Consider the following 21,738-nt stretch of genomic DNA (forward strand, 5'->3'; position numbering starts at 1 on the left):
ATTTCTGGTATCGGGCCTGGCTCTTCAGGGGTTGGTAGATTAATGAATAAGCTGGTACCTGAGTATCAAAGCAAAGGATATGATGTAATTACGCGTAGAAATGCACAGTCTATTTCTCGTTTAATTTATCGCAAAAGATATCTTTCGGTTGGTATCGAGATCTTTGCTAGAGTTTTCGGTAAAATAGTGTTTATTGTTAAGTGTCTCGGAGTATTTGATGGTGAAATTGTTTTTTTGCATCCTCAAACGGCTGGTTATTTGTTGCTGTTCTGGCTAACTCTTTTTAATAGGGTTTGCGTCTATGTTATGGATAATTCATTTTTTTGCATCCGTTCATACAATGTGCATCCTCTGACGCGTAACGAATGCCTTGAGTGCTTGGGACATATTAGGCCTCATTATCTTTGTGCTCCAGCACCTGAGTGGATGCCAAAATTTGTCAATACTTTGTATCTTTCTTTGTTTCAAGTATTATCCTTAAGGTTAAAATTTCTTGCTCAAAATACGCTGCAATCAGAGTTGCTGCGTCTTCATTTTGGTCGAAAAGTAAATGTATCCGTCATCGGAATGAATGCTGAAAATAATGTTCAGCAAATTGAATTTCCTGATAGCGGCAGGTCTTATATTTGCAATACTTTTTGTTATGATATTGTTTTTCATGGAGCAAGTAATGCTGCGAAAGGTCTCTTTTTTGTTCTTGAAATTGCAGATCTCCTTCCTGAACTGAGTTTCCTTATTCCAGATAGCCTTTCAAATGTTGTGGGCATTACTAAGAATTCCCCTCCCAGTAATGTTTCTTGTGTGGAGATGACTTGGGAGACAGGGCTAAAAGAGGCAGTTGTCTCGGCTCATATGGTGATTAATCCAAGTATGTGGTCTGCCCCCATTGAGGGCGCGCTAATTAAAAGTGCGAAATTCAATAGTAACGTCGCAACTGTGAAAAGTCAGTACTCTTATGAGGCCGAGATTAAATGTATTCGTAATCACTTGAGATTATCTTCCGATCCTCGGACCGCTTCGAAAGTATTGCGAGAATTTTTTGAAGACTCTCGGTAAAACTAATAATTCTGTGATTCCGTACTTAGCAGAACTTATGTTTCTTTAGAGGTTGATAGCATTGGGTTTTTTGGTTTAACTAATTCACGATTTTAGATATAATTATGAATTGTTGCCGATTTCTTATGGCAATGGCTACAGCTTGGTCTTTTGACCTTCCCTGTCAGATAGTGTTGATCTGAACGTAACTCTTGTTATTTTAAAAGGGAACTTTGGCGGCGAGGCGAGTGTTGCATGGCACATGCCCCGGCCAGCGTCATATTAATTGGTTTTATGCCAGCACTCTAATGACAAAATCAATTGAATCTAAACTTCGACGATAACGTATGAGCTTAAACTACATTTGCAGGTCCTAGGCTGATAGCTAAATCTTTTAACAGGAAGATAGTCGCCGTCAATTTTATTTAATCAATGTACAATGACTTGCATCTTTCTAAAGGCCATCCGGACAGAAGTAATTTGAGGGTCTTAAGGATATGAATTTTTTGAGCATCCTCAGATATGGAGCAAATACAGATTTGTAATGTCTTCCATTGTGGTGGCATTGGTGGAAAATGTCTTGATTAATAAATGATCTAAATAAAGTTATTTCCATCGAAAGGCGATCTTTTGAATCCCCGGGTATTGCTGCGTGATTGATCTTATCGTTCTTAAATAAAACCGCTGCCCCGGCTGGCAAATCTGTTATGACTTTATTCTCTAGCTGGAATGCGCCTGTTGATGCAGATAGGGGGGTTAGATATAGCATTACCTTTAAGTGCCCACGATAAAAGCCGTCTAAATGCAAAGTATTGGGTCCAAATGCTTCTGATTTTGGGCGGGTTGACCAAGCTCTGATATTTACAAAGCAAAATGGCGATCGCAAATTATTCGAAAACAAATTGCGAAGTTCGCCTTGAAGGTCTAAGGCTAATTTACTCGAGCCATCAAAAAACCAATATTTCAACTGATCATCTAATTTTATTTCAACCTCTTCTGGCAGTTTGTTTGTGAGCACCCACCTAGAGGAATTATATCCTGGCGAGAGAAATTTAATGCTGGCATTATTCGTAAAATATTTGTTCAATTCATTCACTAGCTTTGGACTTATATGACGAATCTTGTAATCATCGGCGTTTCCAAATAAAAAACCAATAATAGCTTCATGAATTGCGAAAAGAATTTTCTGCATAATAGGCTAAAAGAATAAATTTTTGATATCCAGTTTACACTCTGATTCCTGAATTGCCTGAGACTGGTAAACAGTTTTGTTACTTACACGAGGCGGATCAATCACCTGCTAAATGGAGGCTTCACCGCTCTCTTAGCGCGGCTTCAGGCTCATCAGCACCCGTAGGTCGTCACCGGACATGTGGTGATCCATGCATCAAAGGCCTGGCAACACACGAGTTATCTAATCTCGTTTGCCTGTAAGAACAATGCAGGCAGACTAATCCCCCGAACACTGAGGCGGACTGGTTTTTCTGGACAGGCCCCATCGTTAACCTCTGAGGCGGGGTACCGCCCCTGATCGGGGCTCCCACCCATGAGCAAGCGCCGCACCCACAGACCTGAGTTCAAGGCTCGAGTCGCCATGGAGGCGATTAGTGGCCGCAAGACGATCCAGGCAATCGCCGCTGATCACGCCATCCACCCGATCCAGGTGAGTCAGTGGAAGCGGCAGCTCCTCGATGGCGCCAGCGAGCTGTTCACCAGAGGCAAATAGAGCAAGGACACCGGCGAGAGCCAGGTCAAGGAGGCTGAGCTGTTCCAGCAGATCGGCAAGCTGCAGATGGAGCTGGAGTGGCTCAAAAAAAAATCTCAGCTGCTCTAACGCTCGTGTACTTTGCAAGCTGGTCGACCACTACCATCCAGAGCTCAGTGTCAGCAGGCAATGTGCCTTGTTGGTTCTGCCCAGATCCACGCTCTATTACCGGCCGACACCGGTGCGGGAATCGACGCTGCAGATCATGGCCAGGATCGATTCGCTCTACCTGGAGGATCCCTACAGCGGCAGCCGCCGGATGGTGGACTACCTGGCCAGAGATGGGATCCCGATCAGCCGCGATCGGGTGCGAAACCTCATGCGATGCATGGGTTTACGGGCGATCTACCGGAAACCGCGCACCACGGTTCCAGGAGACCCGTTGGAGCGGTTTCCTTGCCTGGTTGACCTCAAACAGACCACCAGAGTGGATCAGTTTTGGGCGACCGCCATCACCTATATCCCCCTACAGAAAGGATTCCTCTACGTGGTGGCGGTCGTGATCTGTTCTCCAGGAACGTGCTCAGCTGGTAGCTCTCGAACAGCCTTGACACGGAGTTCTGCATCGATGCCCTGGAGATGGCGCTGGAGACAGGCCGCAAGCCAGAGATCTTCCACTCCGACCAGGGCTGCCAGTTCACCTCTTCTGTCTTTGTGGCCAGGCTGCAGGCCGAGAAGATCAAGATCAGCTGGTCAGGCAGAAAGCGCTGCTACGACAACATCCCGGTGGAGAGGCTGTGGCGCACGGTCAAATACGAGGAGGTGTATCTACATGCCTACAGCGATGGCTGGGAGGCTGAAATCAGCCTGACTCGCTTCCTGTGGAGGTACTGCCATGTAAGGCCGCACAGCTCCCTGGGAGGCAGAACTCCCCATGAGGTCTACAGTAAAATCGAACCCTGTTACTCCCCCGCCCGGAGTTAACGATGTCATGGACCAGATCTGTCCAATAAAGGCACCCACCTCAATCTTTCTATTTTATTTATGCGTTCAATATGTTTTCAATAAATGACTAAATTATCTATATTTACCCAGCTAGTTTTGCTTGGATCTATTTTAACCTACTCTAAATTCGAACCTATTCCCTTCGGAAGTACTGCAAACCCAAGTATATTACTTGCTATTCTTCTCTGGATTAGTTTTTGCGCTAGTCCTATACCAAAGATTTGTATCGGCATGCTTCAGCGTGCATTTATATATATCCCAATTAGCGCCTTTTTTGCTTATTTATTCATTAGTGATTATAATCTTTCACTTGACCCTAGATTTGTACTCACATCGCTTTGCTTTTTTATATATAGTACAGTTTTCATAGGCTTTGGCGTTTACTTATCATCGATCTACAGAAATAATTTTCCGGAAATGCTTAGCCTCTGCCGAAAACTACTTGATTCGTTGATACTCTTGCTTTGTGTGGTAACTCCTTTAAATATATTGTCTTTGCATTGCAATCTTTTCAAATGTAGAGAATATGGTGGTAGCCTTGGTTTCTCACTTATAAATTCAGAGCCATCGTATGTAGGAATATTTTTGTTTTCTATTATTACCTTTTCATTTTATATTATCAATGACTTCCGCTTGTGCAGCTACTCATCTCTGAGATTGAGATCTAAATTTTTAATTATATTGTCAATTGTGTTATTGTTATCTTCAAAATCACCTCTTGCGGTAGCGTCTGTTGGCTTATATGCCGCGTTTATACTATTCATCCATAGAGCAGTACCCATTTTAAAGAATTGGAAGTTTGTTCTATCTAGTCGCTTTTCTTTCCCACAATTAGTCACTGGTACTATTTTTCTAATAACCATATCATATGCGCTATTCAACACTAAAGTAGGTATAGAATTTGTGTCACTTTTAAATCCTTCTGTATATTTGCCAAATAACCAATCAGAATCTAATCCATTTCAAGTTCTGGTCTTCTTGGGTGGTAATCGCATATCTTATCTTGGTTCTCTTTATTATGTTAATCCTTTACTGTTAATTTCCGGCCACTCAATTTTTTCCTCATCTTTAATATTTGAGAATTCAGTTAATTTATTTTATCAAAATGTTATGAAAGTTGGATTTTTTAGCGAATATGGAGCCAAGCCTCATTCAGCTTTTGGCCAATTAATGTTTACTTTTGGATTTCTCGGTTCTTTGTTCATTTATCTTCCAGTATTTAAATTGTTTTTTCAAAACATCTCAACTATATTTCGTAGTAAAACTTCTTATATTGCATTGTGGATTATTTTTAGTCCATTGTTCTTATTATTGTACTTTACTCCAAATACTGATCCATGGAAATTTTGTACCCTTACGATTTTTGTAGTTTTTACCTCTACTTATCCCCAACTTTTAATCTCACGAAATCCCAGATCCTTATAATATGAATAACTGTTTAATAACCATTGTTTGCCTTACATTTAATAATCCAGTTGAATTCAAGGAGACTTTGGGATCTATCATCAATGCTTCTATTTCAGTCGAACATCTGGTAGAGGTACTTGTCATTGATTCCTCTGATGATTTTATATTTAAATTAAACAAGCAATTTCTTAACGGGATTTGTCCACGCAACCTTTCCTTTAGGCATCTATTAGTAAAGCCAAGGGGGATATATAGTGCTATGAATTATGCTATTGAGAATGCTTTGGGCTTATATGTTAACTTTATGCATTCGGGTGATATATTTTTGGCTAAATTCAACCTTTCGTTAATTACATCTTTGATAGCTGAATCTGATTTTGAGCCCGCTTCTCCGGAATCATATCCATATTTACTTTATGGGAGAACGCTTGTTCAATCTTGTATGACATCTCTCAAATATTTGAATCCACCGCTTAATGTGATTCCAAATCGTAGACGCTATTGGAATTATGTCATACCACCTGGCCATCAAGCTTGCTTTTTTCTTCGTACTTGGCATATTGCAAACCACTATTCTCTTGATATAGGAAGTACTGCTGACCGTTATGTCATTCAGCTTAGTATCATTAAATCTGTTTTCATTGATGTTGTTATCTGTAGTTTCCGGTTATCCGGCACATCTTCATTGAATAATTTAAAACCTATCAACTACCTCTCTAGATTCTTGCAGATTAAATCTCCAATTATTAAGTTTGGTTTTTGGCCTAAGATCTTTATTAAGCATGTTTTTGGTAAAAACTGGGAATATATACGACGATTACGTCTTTTTTTCCTCAGTCTTTTTGTTTTTTAAATGCCATGTATGTTCGTTTAATATGGATTGCTCCTGATATTGCAAGTTTGCGTTATAATAACGCTTCTGATATTTTGCGTCAGGCATTCTCTGCTCTGCGCAAGGAAAATTATAATGTAAAAATGACTATATATGTCTATACATTGGATAATTTTAGCCCAATTGACTCTGCTTATGACGATATTTCTGTCGAGTATATTCCTTCAGCGGCGACTATTTTTAGCCGAAATTCTCGCGAAGATTTTAAATTTATTTTTTTTGATGGTTATCGTCTGCCAGATAAGCTTTCTCTGCTTTGTGTCAATATTCGTAAGCCCCAGAACGTGAGAACGTTTTACATACAACATGGTAGGTATACTAAGTTGAGCCGAAAAGTCATAAATATGCATATTTTAAAAAAATCTATTTTTTATTCAATTTTTCTACTTAGAACTCTTTTTCATTTACCATTATCTACCCTGAATTTATTGTTCTTCCGAAGCCCAGTCGTTGCTGATTTTGCATTTATTTATTGCCCCTTACAGTATTGGATACGCTTTCACTCGATGCATAGATTGCTTTTCAAATCGCCCTTTTTAATACAGGATCGTGATATGAAGAGATTTTCTTTGAAATCTCGCATCTTCTATAGTATAAAAAAGCCATTTCTTTACATTGCCCAGACTCTTGTTGAGGATGGCCGTTGTTCTAAAGATCAATTTTTCGATTTCTGGCGTTCATTAGTAGCCTTTTCTTTACGCTACGGTCTTAGTATTGATATACGATTGCACCCCAGGTCGAGTAACAAGCTTTGGCAAGAGATTCAATCTAATACTCAGGATGTTGAATTTAATTTAATTGCTTCTACAGAATTTCCGAGGTACGATTTTGTCATTACCCATAATTCAGCCATGTCAGTATTCTTTTTGAATAATTCCATTCCTGTATATTTTTTTAGTTTGTCTTCAGAGCCTTTGCCGTTAGGTCTTGGAAATCACCCACTCTCCCGATCGTTTGAATTTTCAAATAATGCATCTGATGGTCTCTTTTCTTGCCATTCTCATCCTTCAGAATTTTCCAATCCATATGATCTTGCTTTAGAAGACAATTTGTCTTTATCTGATGATGCGGTTAGAGAAGTTGACTTGGAGGCTGAAATTGAATATCTTACTCTTACAACACTTAAATCTTGTTCTTTTTGATTATTATGAATTCAACTGCTGCAATCATTCCTTTGAAAATGAATTCGCGTAGGCTACCAAATAAGAACTTTCTTTCACTTGGAGGAATACCTTTATGCGCTCATGTCTTCAATTCAATTTCAAAAGTATCAGGTGTTGATACCTACTGCTACTGCTCAAATCCTCGAGTAATGGAACTTTTGCCATCTTCGATTAGGTACTTGCCGCGAGACGCATACTACAATGGGGATAATGTTCGTGGCAGAGAACTTTTTGCATCTGCTATAGAAAAGATTGCCGGATATGATCATATACTTATCACTCATGCCACTTCTCCCTTTGTTCGAACTGATAGTTTTCAAGCAGCTCTTGACTTCTATCTTTCAAATTTAGATCATTACGATTCTCTTATTGCATGCCGAAAGTTTGATAAATATGCTTGGTTCGAAGGCAAAACACTCAATTACGATCCCTACGAGATGATTCAAACAAATAGTATTTCCCCAATTGTTGTTGAAACTAGTGGCTTTTATTTTTTCTCTGCTTCGCACTATTTAAGCACAGGTAGCAGAGTTGGTTATAGGCCTCATTTTTGGGAACTTTCTTATATAGAAAGCCTTGATATTGATACTGAATCTGATTTCAAAGAGGCTGAACGTGTTTTTGGCTTGGAACAGATTCAGGCTCTTGTAGGTCACCACCTTGGTGAATCAATGTCTAAGGATATTGATTGCCGCTTGAAAGTCTCACTTGAAAAACCTAAGCTTATAGTTTTTGATTTTGATGGAGTGTTGATTGATTCAAGGCGTTGTATGGAGCTTGCATGGTCGGCAACCTGTAAGCAGTTTTCTGTCGACATAGATTTTGAACTCTTTTTTGCATGTGTTGGCATGAAGTTTGAAGATATTATGCGGAATTTAGATATTGACCACAGCCAGTGGTCGGCTTTTTCTGATACTTATTTCCAGAATACTTGCTCTAATTATCATGAAGTTGTTGTTTTTGAAGGTGTCCTAGAAGGGCTTTGTGATTTGAAATCCTATGGTTATAAAGTGGCTATCAATACCTCCAAAAGACTTTCCAACACTATGGAGCTGATCAGTCTTCTTTTTCCTGACATTGAATTTGACTTTGTTTGCACACCTGATAATATTTTGAGTAAAAGAGGCAAGCCCGCGCCTGATTCGCTTCTTCTAATTGCTTCGACTCTTGGCATTGATCCGGCTGACTCTGTCTACTGTGGCGATATGAATGTAGATCAACAATGTGCTATTCGTGCAGGAGTTAAGTATTTTCATGCTGGCTGGGGTTTTGGTGATTTTGCGCAAATTAATACTATTTGGTTTGAGTGCTTTAAGGACTTTTCGAACTACCTTTTATTTCTTTGAGTTTTTATACTTGCATGAATCAAAATAATTAGTCTTCTCTCTGGATACTTATCATTCAGGGAATGTTGGTTTAGAGTGTAGTTCTAGCATCCGAATGAGCGCATACCTCTTTTAATTGTTGTCATTGGTGGAGCTAGCCCAGCCCCCTTTCTCCTCGGTCAGCCCCCTGGTCACGTTGCTGCTTTTGGGGCTAGCGATTGCCTGTTTCATCGGCGGTTGGCTGGCGCCTGAGCTGGTGGCCTTGTTGGCCGCAGGCTTACTGATGGCCACAGGTGTGCTCACGCCCAATGAGGCCTTAGCTGGTTTTGGGAGCCCTGCCCTGATCACCCTGGTGGGTTTGTTTGTGCTCTCCAATGGCTTGCTGCATAGCGGCGCCTTGGATCGCTTGCGTGAATTGCTGGCGTCGCCCCGAATCCGCAACCCCAGCCAGTTGATGCTGGTGTTTGGCTTTGTGGTCGCACCCATTTCGGGATTCATTCCCAACACTCCGATCGTGGCGATTTTGCTGCCGGTGTTGCAGGGCTGGTGTCAGCGCCGCGGGATCAGCCCATCGCGGGTGTTGATGCCGCTGTCGTTTGCCACCCTGATCGGCGGTACGATCACGTTGATTGGCACCTCCACCAGCTTGTTGGCTAGTGATTTGGTACCCAGGCATCACAGTAAGAAGTAGTTTCGCTTGATATGGCTGTGTATCGCGGATGTTCCCAGACTTTGAGTATTTGTTATGTTGACGATTTGGTAAATGGTCTAATGCTACTTATCTAAAGCAGGTGCATCTGCCCTACTAGTATTGGCAACTTTCGTGAGTTCAATGTCCTTAAACTTGCTGAGTAAGTGCACGACAAAATGGATCCCGAATTACCCTTAACAATGAAATCTCTTCTTTTCTTGCCTGGTTTCAAGAAATCCTTCAACAAGATTTTTGTCGGCTTTGACAATGTCTGAGTTGCGTCGACTCTTGACAGCGCCAAGCGATGGCTGTGTTTGCCATGAAGTTCTTATGAAAGTAATGAGTTGTGATGAGAGTTGGCAGTAGTTATAGCTAAATTTTTGCAAGTAAATTTTCCCCTCTAAGGACGTGAATTGTAGGAATTTGGGATTAATCCTATGGCTTTATTGTCTTTGCTTGGACATATGTATTCGCGAAAGTTTCAAGTTTTTATTCAGCCACTGTGGCCAATAGTCGAAGTGTTCCAGGTCAGCGCTGTTAGATTAGCCTTTAAGTAGTATGCGTATAATTAAATAAAGCAATGTGAGACCTTCTGCTCTGGCAATTATTCCTGCAAGAGGTGGTTCTAAGGGAATCCCTGGTAAGAATAGTAAAATTTTAGGAGGTCTTCCTCTCATTGCAAGGGCTATATCTGCAGCAAAGGGCAGTTCAAGAGTTGAGCGAGTCGTCGTAAGTACTGATGATGATTTAATCGCTTCAATTGCTCGAGATTATGGGGCAGAAATAGTTGTTCGCCCTGAAGAGCTGGCAGGAGATACGTCTAGCTCCGAATCAGCTCTCTTGCATACGCTTAATGTCTTAAGCGAGGGTGTGAAATTGCCAAATCAATTGCTTTTTCTGCAGTGCACCTCCCCATTTACTTCTAGTCAGCAGATCGATACAGTTCTTAGTGCTTTGGACGATCCATTTATTAATAGTAGTTTTTCAGTTTCTCCGTGGCATGGGTTTATTTGGCAAGGTGATGGATTGCCCGTCAACCATGATCCCAATAAACCCCGTCAGCGTCGTCAAGACTTGATGCCGTCTTATATTGAAACGGGAGCTATTTATGCAATGAATACAGAGGCTTTTCTTTTGTCCGAAAGCAGGTTTTGCAAGCCGTGGATGCCGGTTATTATGAACGAACATTCTCCTGAAATTGATACCCTTGAGGATTTTGAATATTGCCATTTCCTTATGTCTAAATCTGGTTTAAAGTAAGTTTCTTTTTTGATTCATGAATTCTATTAGTATTGAGAGAAATTTCACCAAGTTCGTTGTTTTTGCAGAAGACACAATTCTATCTGCTTTGAGCAAGATCACCGCCAATGAATCGCGATTAATATTTGTAGTATGTGAGTCTGGAATCCTGCAGGGTGTTTTCACCGACGGCGATTTCCGTCGATGGATTGCCAGCTGCGGTGACATCGAATTAAATCGTCCGGTGACGGTGGCGATGAACCCAGAATTCCAAAGTGCTTCAGAGGGAACGTCTCCAGTAGAGCTTGCCGCTCTTCTGACCTCACGAATCATCGCCCTGCCGCTTCTAGATAGTCATGGTCGGATTGTGGCGGTCGCTCTTCCTGCCACGGATGGTTTGCAGTTGGGCTCCCGTCGCATCGGTGATGGCGAGCCGAGTTTTGTCATTGCTGAGATTGGTAACAACCACAACGGCGATGTTGCCTTTGCGCTTCAGTTGATTGATGCGGCCCACGCTGCAGGTGCGGACTGTGCAAAGTTCCAGATGCGTGACATGACGAAGCTGTATAGCAATGCAGGCAACAGCAATAATATGGCCTCGGATTTGGGGACTCAGTACACGCTTGATCTGCTTGAACGCTTCCAGCTCAGTGACGATGAATTGTTCCGATGTTTCGACTACGCCGCCTCAAAAGGGCTTTTGCCGCTTTGTACCCCCTGGGATGAGACCAGTCTAGAGAAGCTGAATGGCTGGGGTATGGAGGGGTTCAAGGTGGCCTCCGCTGACTTCACAAACCACACTCTGATCAGCAAGTTGGCCTCCACGGGGAAACCGCTGATCTGCTCAACAGGAATGGCTAGCGAGCTTGAAATCCGCTCTGGTATCCGTCACCTGCAGCAGGAGGGTGCGAACTATGTTTTGCTGCACTGCAATTCCACCTATCCCACACCGTTCAAGGATGTGAACCTGCGCTATCTCGACCGCTTAAGAGAACTGACTGATGCTCCTGTGGGCTATTCCGGACACGAACGGGGGATTGAGGTACCGATTGCGGCTGTTGCTATGGGCGCAGCAGTGATCGAAAAACACATCACCATTGACCGGGGTATGGAGGGAAACGATCACAAGGTGAGTCTGCTGCCTGATGAATTCGCCCAGATGATTCAGGGCATCCGCCGAGTTGAGGAATCTATGGGTCAGGGCGGCGAGCGAAGCATCAGCCAGGGTGAGATGATGAACCGTGAGGTGCTGGCCAAAAGCCTTGTGGCTGCCTTCGATGTGCCGGTTGATACGGAGATCACCGAAGCGATGGTGCGCATCCAGAGCCCAGGCCAGGGTCTGCAACCGAACCGGCTCAAGGATCTGATCGGCCGCCGCCTGCCGGTGGCCAAGGCCCAAGGGGAGGTGTTCTTCCCATCCGATCTGGAAACATCAGCGGTCACCCCACGCCACTATCAGTTCAAACAGCCGTTTGGTCTTCCCGTTAGGTACCACGACATTAAAGTTTTTTCCGAGGTCAGTAACCTCGATCTGGTCGAGATCCATCTCAGCTACAAGGATCTCGAGGTTGATCTCAACCAAGTCTTACTGGATCGGCAGGGCATAGGACTGGTGGTTCACGCCCCTGAACTTTTTGCCGGCGATCACACCTTGGACCTCTGCACGGAAGACTCGAGCTATCGGGAACACTCGATCGCCGAACTTCAGAGGGTTATAGATATTTCAAGGGATCTGAGAAATCGCTTCCAGTGCCCGGAGCCAGTGTTGTTGGTGACCAATTTAGGGGGGTTCTCAGAACACCATCACCTCAGCCGCAGCGAGCGTGAGCCCCTGCGCGAGAGGCTGATTGCAAGTCTCCAGAAGCTCAATACAGCTGATGAGGTGGAGATTATCCCCCAAACGATGCCCCCATTCCCCTGGCACTTCGGCGGACAACGCTTCCACAACTTATTTGTAGACACGGACTTCATCCGTAAGTTCTGTGAGGAGCAGGGCATGCGGGTATGCCTAGATGTATCCCACTCAAAACTTGCTTGCAACCATCTGCATATCCCATTCCGTCAGTTCCTCGACCAGATTCTGCCTTTCACGGCTCACCTGCATCTGGCGGATGCTAAGGATGTGGACGGTGAAGGTCTACAGATCGGAGAAGGTGATATCGATTGGATGCAATTGTTCGAGCAGATAGATCAACACTGCCCCAATGCCTCGTTTATTCCAGAGATCTGGCAGGGGCATAAAAATGGCGGGGAGGGGGCATGGATAGCATTAGAAAAGCTTGAGGCTTTCAATCAGAATGCCTCAACAAACAAATGAAACCATTTTATTTTTTGAAGCTATTCTTCAAAGCAATAACTGATCAAGTACGAAAAAAGACTTTTTCTAAGCAAGTTCCTTGTTCTCGCTTTTTTATAGTTTTTTAATGTGAAAAAGATACTTATTTTTTGGAAGGGTTTGCCAGCCTGCTCCGCTCTCACTAATTCTTTAGCAAAATCCCCGGAATATCATGTTGATCTTTTCTATACACAGCCATCCGTTCCTTTTGAAAACCTTCACACTTATCTTGATGGAATAAAATCACTCAGGCGGATTAGTTCAATAAAAGACATCCCTGAGCCCTGCGAGTTATCCAAATACAACCTTATAATCGTTACTGGATGGTACTCCCATCAGTGGAATCGAAACTTGCAGATTGCAAAAAAAATTAATCGGTCACTTATAGTAGCTTCAGCAATTGACAACATTAAGGCTATAAAAACTACACACAAACTAAGACAACTTTTTGGCATGTTAGCTTATCGCGTTTATTTAAGTAGAATATTTGATTATTGTCTTGTTCCTGGAACGGATTCTTCTGAGTTAATGAAATTTCTGGGGCATCCAAGTTCCAAAATTTATCAGGGTTATTATGGGGCCTCTAGTCAAATTTATTCTACATGTGTAAAAATAAGAAATCGACCTAAAAATTTCTTATTTGTTGGACAGATTATCCCAAGAAAAGGTATTGATATACTGATTAATGCATTTAAGCTATATCAGAAAGCCGGTGGTACATATGGCCTAACAATTGTAGGCTCTACAGATGAAAAAGAGGATAAAGCAATACTTAGTATCGAAGAATTTCAAAGTATTCAACTTTTATCTTTTGCCCAGCCTGATAAAATAGCTGATCTCATGAATTGGCATAGAGTATTAATAACTCCTAGTCGATTTGATCACTGGGCTACGGTAGTTTGTGAAGCTGCGGCGTGCGGATGCCTTCTAGTTGCATCGAAGCAAGTTGGTGCTTCCAACGACATCATAAAAAATGGCATTAATGGCTTTGTTTTTGATGCCTTAAAAAAATCTCCTGAGAAGGACTTAGCTGCAATTATGCATAAATTAGAATTATTGCTAGATTCTGAGTCTGCTGAACAAAGAAGTATGATTTCTCAAAAGATTTCGTCATTGTGGTCTGAACATCAATATAAGTTGTCTGTAGAGGCTATGTTAAAATGAGTACATCAAGCATAAGTTTAGCTTTTAAGCTTTTCATTAGGTATTCCGGCCAGTACAAATTATTGTTTTTAGCTTCATCAGTAGCAAATTTTTTTTCCAGTTTATTTGAAGCTATACTTGCTATATCTCTCCCCCTTTTAGTTAGTCAATTTTTTGCTGGCAATAACAAAACAACCTTGCAATATTTCCATGTTTTTAGCGAACCTTCAGTATTTATTCTTACAGTTGCAGCAGCCCTCGCGTTGAAAAACTATAGTTTGTATATTAGCGCTAGATACTCTGCATCAGTCTCATGCGCTTATTTAAAAGATTTTTGCACATCATTTTATGAACAAGATATAGATAGCATAAAAAAAACAACAAAAGAAAATCTCTCATCTTTCATCCAAGGAAATTTCCCTCTCATCGGAAGGGAAGTCTTTTTCCCATCAACTCAAATCTTTTCGTCAGGAGTTTTTATATGCATATTGCTTGTTTCTATATTTAATACAGATGAAGTTGATATCTCATTGTTAGGAATACTTTTAATCACAATGGTAGTAAGTTATATACTTACCTCATTATTTACGAGTAAAAAACTGGTTAAGTTAGGCAGTAAGGTGAAAGACATTATTCACTCTCAAGGTGATCTCGTTGGATTTTTGCATACCACATCACTTGATGATGCGTATTCAAGCAAGCCATATCAATACTCTCAAATGTTAAATAATAACGATTATCGATTGAAAAAAATTCAGATTAAAGCAGTTTTACTTACCTCTTTACCAAAATCTCTTGCTGAATCATCACTGTTAATTGTATTGGTAATATCTGTAATAGTAGCTTCTCAACACGCTGGTATTATATCTGTTTCCTCTTCCGCTCTTATTGGATCATTTTATATATTATTTAAATTACTAAGTGCAGTACAGCTCCTATCTAGATCAATTTTCTTACTAAAATCGAACGCAGAAATTCTAAATCTGCTCGAATCTAATCTTCACGAGTTTAAGATTAATAAAGTTCGTGATTATGTTCAATTTGAGACATTTCTGGATCCACGGATTTTACTTAAAGTTTGCTCATTAGTTGTAAATTCGAGGCTTATGAAAAGCAAATTGAACTTTATTGTAAATGAAGGCGATATTTGTTTAATTGACGCACAATCTGGAATCGGAAAGTCTAGATTAATGTATACTCTTACAGGGAAACTGGAACCCTTAGAAGGCAGTGTTAGATTTAATAGGATAATTCCATTAAATCAATCTTTCCCTTTTCTTGTGGCACAAAAACAGCAGTTAATTAGTGGCATTGTTAACGATATGATCGATTTTGGAACAATCCCTGAAACTGTAGAATATATACAAAAACTTTATAGTATTTATGATGTAGATGTTAAGGTCTTTACTGATGGTATAGGTTTCAATGACAATATACAATCATTCTTGGAGTCATCTGCTCATGATTTATCTGGAGGACAATTGCAAAGAGTTTTAATCCTAAAAAGTTTAACTTGCCAAAATATGCTTCTGATTTTAGATGAACCTACATCAAATCTAGATTCAATAACGGAATCTAAATGTTTAAGTGAATTAGTCAAATTTGTAACTAAAAGACCCAAAACCGCACTAGTGTACACCTCACACTCTTTTAATGCTAAGCACTTTGCAACTAAAGTTATCTCACTATCCTAATGAAAGTATTTCTTCTAAATGACGGACGAGCCACTTCAAATTGGGGACTTCAAGCATCAACTCAAGCTTTGCTTGAGATATTCAATGCAAGAGGTTTGACTGTATCGACACTCACTCATTCAAAACTCCATAGCAAGTACTTATGGGACTTTACAGTATTTAATAAGAAATTTTTCAATGAAAATAGTAGATTCTTGTCTAAATTTTCTCCGTCTAATCTTAATATACCTCAAACATCTGATCAATATGAAGTTTATACTGAACTATGGAATACTGGTCAGGGAGGTGCTCTTTCAAAAGAAATAATAAACAAAATCGAAGAGGCAGACATTGTTATATTCAATGCTGAAGGAAGTACTTATAGGAAAAACTTTGGAGCACTAGCGGGATTATTTATACTTAATTATGCGGTTCAAATCTATCAGAAAAGGGCATTATTTGCCAATGGAAGCTTTACTATAAGCAGTATCGATAATATATTGACTGGTATTGCGAAGAAATTGAATGATAATGGTGTGAATTTTTTTGTTAGAGAACCAATTTCGGCAGAGTGCCTGTATTCAATTGGAATAAGATCAGTAGTTGTCCCAGATTCAGTTTTTTATTATGCAGATTCAAGATTAGTAGTACACAATGATGTTCGAAAAAAGAAGACTTTCGCTATTTCTAAAAGTATGCTTCCCATGTGCAATTTTGGAGCAGTAGAAGATGATCCTTTTTATCATTTAATATGTGAAATTATGAAAACTACTGGCCTCAATCCTGTATTTTTTGCCAAAGATCCCGAAGATCAAATGATACGTAAGTATATTAAGCACATACCGGATGCACAAGTTGGCATATTTAATTCTAACGACTTCAAAAAAGTTCAGTCTACTATTTCCGACTCCAAGTTTTTGTTGTCAGGTCGTTATCACCACCTCATCTTTGCAATCAATACTGGTACATATATTTGCCCTTTATCAAGTTCATCCCATAAGATTGAAGGATTAATGAAGTTAATCGCTCCTTCTCCACCCGCCTCTTGCCAGTGCTTTGATCCAACCGATATTCAAGCTAATATAAAATTAATAACCAAAAATATTGATACTCAAATACACACACAAAACACTGTACCTTACATTAGTGCTGATTCATTGCGACATCAACTTATCGATTCGTTTACCACTATTCTACAATGAAAAAAGCCGCCCTTTTTCTACCTTCTGTCGCATTTACTCCACCTTTAGAGCTTAGTATTTGTCATGCAAGGCGCCTTATAGCAGAGGGTTATGAGATAACGACATTTGAGTTTGGTAAACATATAATAAGGTCTCAGTTTAATCAATATGGAAATATAATTATGCACATATATACTTTATCAAGACAAAAACAATTCTCTCGCTTTGTACCTACACATAAAAAAGTATATTTTAGGAGGTCCGTTTCGAATTTCTCTTTTGCGTCAGTCGACCTAAATGATAGAAATAAATCAGCTTACCTGTCTGTAATGTCATCGTTAGCATCGCGTTTTAGAGTTACTGATTTTGATCAGCTACCTCATACTTGGCAAATACGTTTTCCATATCTTATTCAAAGTTATCAACTGATTTATGAGAATGCTATCAGAGCAATTCAATTAGAGAATATTTCAGTTGTAGGAGTATTTAATGGTAGATTTTTTGATTCTGCTGCGATAGTTAGTGCTGCACAGGCTATGGGTATAGATTATTTTGTTTACGACGTAAATAGATCGGCCTCTCAGTATTATTTCTACAATACAAGTCTTCATAGTATACAAGCTAATCAAGAAAAAGCGTTGAATTTCTATGATCCTAAGAATTTAAACCATGTAAATTGCGCTCATGAATTCTTTTTGAAAAGAAGGTCTGGTAAACGAACCTATGAGAAATCATTTACTGCTGGCCAAAAGAGAGGATTCCTGCCAAAAGAGATAAAAAATACAAGGATCATAGCGGTTTATCCAAGTTCTGATGATGAATATAGATTTTTAGTGGATGAAAGTATTTATAAATGTGTTGATCAAGTTTCAGAGCTTTCCATGTTTTGCAACGAACTGTTAAAAGCTGATTTGGATTATAAGATTTGCATAAGATTGCATCCCAATATGGCTCAAATGCATCCTACTGCGCTTCAAAGATACAATTTACTTGCTGAGTATAAGAATGTTTACCTTGCCAATCCTCTCGATGACTTAGATACTTATGCTCTGCTTGATGCGGCAGAAATTGTTGTTGGTTTCTGCTCTTCTATTATTTTAGAATCTGCGTATATAGAAAAGTCAACTTTATTGATAGGTCCTTCATTGTATTGTGGCATGAAATTGGGTGACGAATTCTCATCAGGCTTAAAGGCTGCGAATTTTATCATAAATAAATATGAGTTTACTGTGCCTTCAAAAGTAAATTCCATGATGTGGGCGGCTTATATTAATCTTTATAATGATCCACTACCTTCTTTTTCTATTGATAATGGTCTAGCTAGGGTTGATTTATTAGAGATTTTGCCTCCTCGTATATGGCGAATCTTATCGGCTGTCGTAAAATTATACTACGAAATTTTTGAGTATCATTCTTCTTCACTGACCCTTAAGCAAAAAATTCGAGATATATTACGTCGTAGTAAAGCAATTATGCACAACAAGTGGTCTTAGTATATATTTCATGATAAATTTAACTTTTTGATGGTTGACCTATGCTCCTACCTTTGACAATACTTTCTTTGATTTCATTATTTATAGTACTATTCTTTTCCAAGTTCCTAAGCTATGTTTGGCAAGTATTTTCTTTCCAATATTACCTTCCGTAGCATCAAGATTTGTAGATATTTAAGATTATGCATTGTATGGTGTTGCACTGATCAAGCAGATGAATAATGTTAAGGTTGCGTTAATTACTTGCCTTGTCTATAGATGTGTAAGCTCTCTGCTCATCCGCTTGATTTTCAGTAATATTTTAACTAGAATGTGCAATTAAATCGCAATTTCCAATACGGCAAACTCTGTAAAGTTAATTACACGCACCCTTATTCTTCTTGCGACAATAAAACTTCTTATATGAAAAAAATTGTTTTTCACGGCGAAATATTCTATATGCAACGGTATGGGGGCATATCTAACCATTTTTTTTCAGTTATCGAACTTCTGGTAAAAGTATATTTCATAAAAGTTGATATAATTATACCCAAAAAAAGTTATCCTAAAGCGATTCTTAATCCCTCCTTTGAGAGACTTCGTTCTCTTCCAAAAGTAAGCATAATTCAATATCAAGAACTGGCTGCATGTCTGTCCAGCAATAAAGTTGCCTATGTTCATGCAACTTATTACAATCCGTCTTTGTTGTTGTATTGCAAAAATGTATCATATACTTTTCATGATGCTGCTCAAGAGCGTTTCTTCTTTCGGTTTTTTCGACCTAATAATATTGCTCTTTTTGTATTGAGACAAATATGCTTTACTTTTGCATCCAAAATTGCAGTAGTATCACTGGCCTCTCTTTCAGAGTTGAACCGCTACTTTCCTCTTTCACGAATGCGTTCGAATCAGCTGAAAATCGTGGTTGGCAATGGAGTTGATAAGCATTATTTACGTGTCGGTAATAGCAGACTGCATGCTATTGCGACTCGTGAAATCAATAAGCTAATTATATCAATATGTTATATTGGCTTGCGTGGTTATTATAAAAACTTCAGATCAATGGTTGTTGCTGTTGGGCAACTCAGCAAACAGCTCAATGTATCTGTTGTTATCAAGATTGTAGGAGGTCCAAGTCTCAATAAATCTGAATTATCCTTGTTATCTAAAGAAGGATTAAATTGGGAACATCTCAATCCTTTGTCTAGAAGTGAATTGGCTGATTGTATTGTTAGTTGTGATATTTTCTTGCATCCTTCGATCTATGAAGGTTTCGGCATGACTGTACTTGAGGCAATGGCGTTGTCAGTACCGGTTGTTGCTGTAAATATTTCTTCTGTGAGGGAGTTTGCTGGGGATACAATTATTTATGCTTCTTCCGGTTCTCCAGATGACATCACTTTAGCTCTGGCCAATAGTTGCGCTTTGACGCCTTCTGCTCGCCACTCTATGCTTTGTAAAGCACACCATTTTGCTTTGTCCCTTAGCTGGAATAATGTTGCTTACAATTATTCGATTATGTTTGATTCAAATTAACAAGTTTCGATCTGCACTAACCCACGCCCACCCTTCTCCAAAGTCATTTCACCAGCATCAAGTTTTCAGCGATCTGTGATGCCTGGATCGTAATTTTTTCTGTACTACTCCGTTCCTGAGGTTTAGCTGTGATTTGCTGATAAGTACACAATTTTCAAGGTTCTCATGAAAACTCGACTCTTTGCCTATTTATCTAATGACTACTCCCTTGCTAATTGTTGTTCCAACACTTGATTCCTTTGGTTTATTGCCAAGACTTTGTACTTCATTGTGTGAGCAATCGTGGTCTGGGTGGCGTGTCTTGTTTATCGATGGACCCTCTTCTGCTGAACATCGTGAGTGGTTAAGCCAATGTTGTTTGTCTGATTCACGTTTCAGCTGGATTCCACAAGACCCTAATTCTCCCGGCATATTTGGTGCTATGAATCAGGGTTTTACTGCTGCTGCGCATCAGTCTGTTGAGTGGCTTTTGTTCTGGGGTTCTGATGACTGGGCAGCTTCTTCTACTATTTTTGCAGAAGTTTTTGAGGCAGTTCACAGCTCGAGCTCTCTAACGGCACAGCCTGATCTCATTGTATGCCGTGGTCGGTATGTGAATTTAGCAAGTAAATATGTTAAACGATCCACTTCTTTTCATCCGGAATGTTGTCTGGATGCATCTTCATATCGTCTTGCTTTGTTGTTGGGCGCTACCCCTCCACATCAGGCAACTCTCTTTGGTGTTGGTGCACGTAAGATTCTTGGATATTACACCTCTGGATTCCGCCTTAGTGCCGATCTTGATTATTTTCTTCGATTGAGTATTTCGCCTAATATATGCATCCGATGCCTTGACCTTGATTTAGTGTATATGAGTGATTGTGGTGTTAGTGCAACGCAAACTAAGAGGCGTCTAAAAGAGGTTCGCTGGGCCTACAAGTATGCCTTTGGCTTGATATGGTGGCTGCCCTTCTTGCTGCGTTACATACGACGTTTCGTCAGCCTCCTTAGTCAAAGTTAACGATTTTCCCAAAATGTATTTTCATGTCTTTGGCGCCTCCACTCCATCAGGAAATGCTTTCAGGCAGACCGTATCGCGTGAACATCCGGCTTCTCATCTCTATGTGTATTCTCGTCGGCCATCTAAACTTGATGGAGGCTTTGGTACTGCTAGTTATGTTGATTTTTCCTGCCCAAAGCATTTTGTGCAAGCAGGAAATTTGGATTTGCCTGCCGCCTGGGTTTGTTTTGCGCCTATCTGGTTATTAGCTCCGTTTCTTGAGCATCTCGCCAATAACCATTCAAAGCACCTTGCAAATGTGAAAAGTTTAGTGGCATGTTCATCGTCATCTGTTATTACCAAGCGTTTTGCCGCTAATCGTTTCGATCGTGAACTGGTAGCTCGACTTAATAGTTCAGAGCAGCTTTTAATTGAGACCTGCAAGCGAATTGAAATGCCATTTGCAATTTTGCAGCCAACCCTGATCTATGGAAAGGTCGGTGTTTACGGCGATCGCAATCTCAGTCGCCTGCTACAGCAGCTGTGTCGTTTGCCTGTATTGCCGCTCCCTGCCGAGACTGGATTGCGCCAACCGATCCATTCGACTCAACTGGCCGCTGTGGCTCTGCACTTGGCCCAGCAACTCAAGGGCGCTGATTTTGATCCTTCTTTGCCGGAGCGGATTGCAGTCGGTGGCGACAGCACGCTCACTTACACAGAGATGATCAGTCGTCTTCAAAAGGCCCAGCTCTCTGGTGATCCAGCCCGGCGTTGTCGGTTGTTGCCGATACCTAATCGTCTGTTTTTCTTACTTCTTGCGCCACTGCTCTTGCGTTCACCTAAGGCTTTTGAAGCCGTGCTTCGTATGGGTGCAAATCTTTCCGGTTTTACTCCCGCCCATCAGCTACTGGGCAGGGCACCTCAACCCTTTCCTGTGCTTCCTTTGGCTTGATGGTC

General features: G+C 40.5%; 18 protein-coding genes and 1 pseudogene. 17 read left to right on the forward strand and 2 right to left on the reverse strand.

The features are described from left to right. Positions 1-42: 42 nt before the first annotated feature. The gene (locus SynPROS91_RS00905; RefSeq protein WP_186517616.1) at positions 43-1,056 is read left to right on the forward strand and encodes a hypothetical protein; all 1,014 of its coding nucleotides are present in this window, start codon (positions 43-45) and stop codon (positions 1,054-1,056) included. Positions 1,057-1,489: 433 nt separating this feature from the next. Here SynPROS91_RS00905 and SynPROS91_RS00910 read toward each other — a convergent pair whose 3' ends face one another. Then, a complete protein-coding gene (locus tag SynPROS91_RS00910; RefSeq protein WP_186517618.1) occupies positions 1,490-2,227 on the reverse strand; it encodes a hypothetical protein in 738 nt (245 codons plus the stop codon). Positions 2,228-2,629: 402 nt separating this feature from the next. Here SynPROS91_RS00910 and SynPROS91_RS12100 point away from each other — a divergent pair, with 402 nt between their 5' ends. Next, on the forward strand, positions 2,630-2,761 hold the full coding sequence (locus SynPROS91_RS12100; RefSeq protein ID WP_255439967.1) for a hypothetical protein: 132 nt from the start codon (positions 2,630-2,632) through the stop codon (positions 2,759-2,761). A gap of 522 nt (positions 2,762-3,283) precedes the next feature. Here the strand turns inward: SynPROS91_RS12100 and SynPROS91_RS12105 are convergent. Further along, positions 3,284-3,418 (reverse strand): hypothetical protein, encoded by a 135-nt coding sequence (locus SynPROS91_RS12105; RefSeq protein ID WP_255440008.1) that lies wholly within the window; start codon positions 3,416-3,418, stop codon positions 3,284-3,286. On the opposite strand from SynPROS91_RS12105, the gene SynPROS91_RS12110 reads away from it, so the two are divergent. The 15 genes and pseudogenes from SynPROS91_RS12110 to SynPROS91_RS00980 all read left to right on the forward strand — a co-directional run bounded on the left by SynPROS91_RS12110 (position 3,380) and on the right by SynPROS91_RS00980 (position 21,733). Continuing rightward, entirely contained in the window at positions 3,380-3,724 is a 345-nt protein-coding gene (locus SynPROS91_RS12110; protein WP_255439849.1) for an integrase core domain-containing protein, read from the forward strand. The genes SynPROS91_RS12105 and SynPROS91_RS12110 overlap by 39 nt on opposite strands. Positions 3,725-3,808: 84 nt before the next feature. Next, positions 3,809-5,170, forward strand: coding sequence for a hypothetical protein (locus SynPROS91_RS12065; protein WP_222929397.1), 1,362 nt, complete (start codon positions 3,809-3,811; stop codon positions 5,168-5,170). Positions 5,171-5,237: 67 nt separating this feature from the next. Next, positions 5,238-6,005, forward strand: a complete 768-nt coding sequence (locus SynPROS91_RS00920) for a hypothetical protein (RefSeq protein ID WP_186517620.1) — start codon at positions 5,238-5,240, stop codon at positions 6,003-6,005. Positions 6,006-6,010: 5 nt separating this feature from the next. Continuing rightward, entirely contained in the window at positions 6,011-7,186 is a 1,176-nt protein-coding gene (locus tag SynPROS91_RS00925; protein ID WP_186517622.1) for a polysialyltransferase family glycosyltransferase, read from the forward strand. 5 nt (positions 7,187-7,191) lie between these two features. Further along, positions 7,192-8,553: an HAD hydrolase-like protein gene (locus SynPROS91_RS00930; RefSeq protein ID WP_186517624.1), complete on the forward strand. Its 1,362-nt coding sequence runs from the start codon at positions 7,192-7,194 to the stop codon at positions 8,551-8,553. Between the two features lie 124 nt (positions 8,554-8,677). Then, positions 8,678-9,199: pseudogene (locus SynPROS91_RS00935) on the forward strand (SLC13 family permease); the annotation flags it as partial. Positions 9,200-9,805: 606 nt separating this feature from the next. Further along, entirely contained in the window at positions 9,806-10,483 is a 678-nt protein-coding gene (locus tag SynPROS91_RS00940; protein WP_186517626.1) for a cytidylyltransferase domain-containing protein, read from the forward strand. Between the two features lie 88 nt (positions 10,484-10,571). Then, a complete protein-coding gene (locus SynPROS91_RS00945; protein WP_370586776.1) occupies positions 10,572-12,779 on the forward strand; it encodes an N-acetylneuraminate synthase family protein in 2,208 nt (735 codons plus the stop codon). Positions 12,780-12,917: 138 nt separating this feature from the next. Further along, positions 12,918-13,961, forward strand: a complete 1,044-nt coding sequence (locus SynPROS91_RS00950; protein WP_222929398.1) for a glycosyltransferase family 4 protein — start codon at positions 12,918-12,920, stop codon at positions 13,959-13,961. Then, a complete protein-coding gene (locus SynPROS91_RS00955) occupies positions 13,958-15,634 on the forward strand; it encodes an ABC transporter ATP-binding protein (RefSeq protein ID WP_186517632.1) in 1,677 nt (558 codons plus the stop codon). The genes SynPROS91_RS00950 and SynPROS91_RS00955 overlap by 4 nt, the downstream gene beginning before the upstream one ends. Beyond that, a complete protein-coding gene (locus tag SynPROS91_RS00960; RefSeq protein ID WP_186517634.1) occupies positions 15,634-16,815 on the forward strand; it encodes a polysaccharide pyruvyl transferase family protein in 1,182 nt (393 codons plus the stop codon). Before SynPROS91_RS00955 ends, SynPROS91_RS00960 begins: the two co-directional genes overlap by 1 nt. Next, on the forward strand, positions 16,812-18,287 hold the full coding sequence (locus tag SynPROS91_RS00965; protein ID WP_186517636.1) for a hypothetical protein: 1,476 nt from the start codon (positions 16,812-16,814) through the stop codon (positions 18,285-18,287). The genes SynPROS91_RS00960 and SynPROS91_RS00965 overlap by 4 nt, the downstream gene beginning before the upstream one ends. Positions 18,288-18,689: 402 nt before the next feature. After that, positions 18,690-19,802, forward strand: a complete 1,113-nt coding sequence (locus SynPROS91_RS00970) for a glycosyltransferase (RefSeq protein WP_186517638.1) — start codon at positions 18,690-18,692, stop codon at positions 19,800-19,802. 196 nt (positions 19,803-19,998) lie between these two features. Further along, positions 19,999-20,802 (forward strand): glycosyltransferase, encoded by an 804-nt coding sequence (locus SynPROS91_RS00975; protein WP_186517640.1) that lies wholly within the window; start codon positions 19,999-20,001, stop codon positions 20,800-20,802. 433 nt (positions 20,803-21,235) lie between these two features. Beyond that, positions 21,236-21,733 carry a hypothetical protein gene (locus SynPROS91_RS00980; protein ID WP_186517642.1) on the forward strand — a complete coding sequence of 166 codons (498 nt, stop codon included), beginning with the start codon at positions 21,236-21,238 and terminating at the stop codon, positions 21,731-21,733. Positions 21,734-21,738: the final 5 nt, after the last annotated feature.

The organism is Synechococcus sp. PROS-9-1 (assembly GCF_014279775.1).
Classification (GTDB): domain Bacteria; phylum Cyanobacteriota; class Cyanobacteriia; order PCC-6307; family Cyanobiaceae; genus Synechococcus_C.

Coding starts and splice junctions, on each gene's coding strand:
- SynPROS91_RS00905 (WP_186517616.1), top strand. CDS start 43: ATGAATAAGCTGGTACCTGAGTATCAAAGCAAAGGATATGATGTAATT.
- SynPROS91_RS00910 (WP_186517618.1), bottom strand. CDS start 2,227: ATGCAGAAAATTCTTTTCGCAATTCATGAAGCTATTATTGGTTTTTTA.
- SynPROS91_RS12100 (WP_255439967.1), top strand. CDS start 2,630: ATGGAGGCGATTAGTGGCCGCAAGACGATCCAGGCAATCGCCGCTGAT.
- SynPROS91_RS12110 (WP_255439849.1), top strand. CDS start 3,380: ATGGCGCTGGAGACAGGCCGCAAGCCAGAGATCTTCCACTCCGACCAG.
- SynPROS91_RS12065 (WP_222929397.1), top strand. CDS start 3,809: ATGACTAAATTATCTATATTTACCCAGCTAGTTTTGCTTGGATCTATT.
- SynPROS91_RS00925 (WP_186517622.1), top strand. CDS start 6,011: ATGTATGTTCGTTTAATATGGATTGCTCCTGATATTGCAAGTTTGCGT.
- SynPROS91_RS00930 (WP_186517624.1), top strand. CDS start 7,192: ATGAATTCAACTGCTGCAATCATTCCTTTGAAAATGAATTCGCGTAGG.
- SynPROS91_RS00955 (WP_186517632.1), top strand. CDS start 13,958: ATGAGTACATCAAGCATAAGTTTAGCTTTTAAGCTTTTCATTAGGTAT.
- SynPROS91_RS00960 (WP_186517634.1), top strand. CDS start 15,634: ATGAAAGTATTTCTTCTAAATGACGGACGAGCCACTTCAAATTGGGGA.
- SynPROS91_RS00965 (WP_186517636.1), top strand. CDS start 16,812: ATGAAAAAAGCCGCCCTTTTTCTACCTTCTGTCGCATTTACTCCACCT.
- SynPROS91_RS00970 (WP_186517638.1), top strand. CDS start 18,690: ATGAAAAAAATTGTTTTTCACGGCGAAATATTCTATATGCAACGGTAT.
- SynPROS91_RS00975 (WP_186517640.1), top strand. CDS start 19,999: ATGACTACTCCCTTGCTAATTGTTGTTCCAACACTTGATTCCTTTGGT.
- SynPROS91_RS00980 (WP_186517642.1), top strand. CDS start 21,236: ATGCCATTTGCAATTTTGCAGCCAACCCTGATCTATGGAAAGGTCGGT.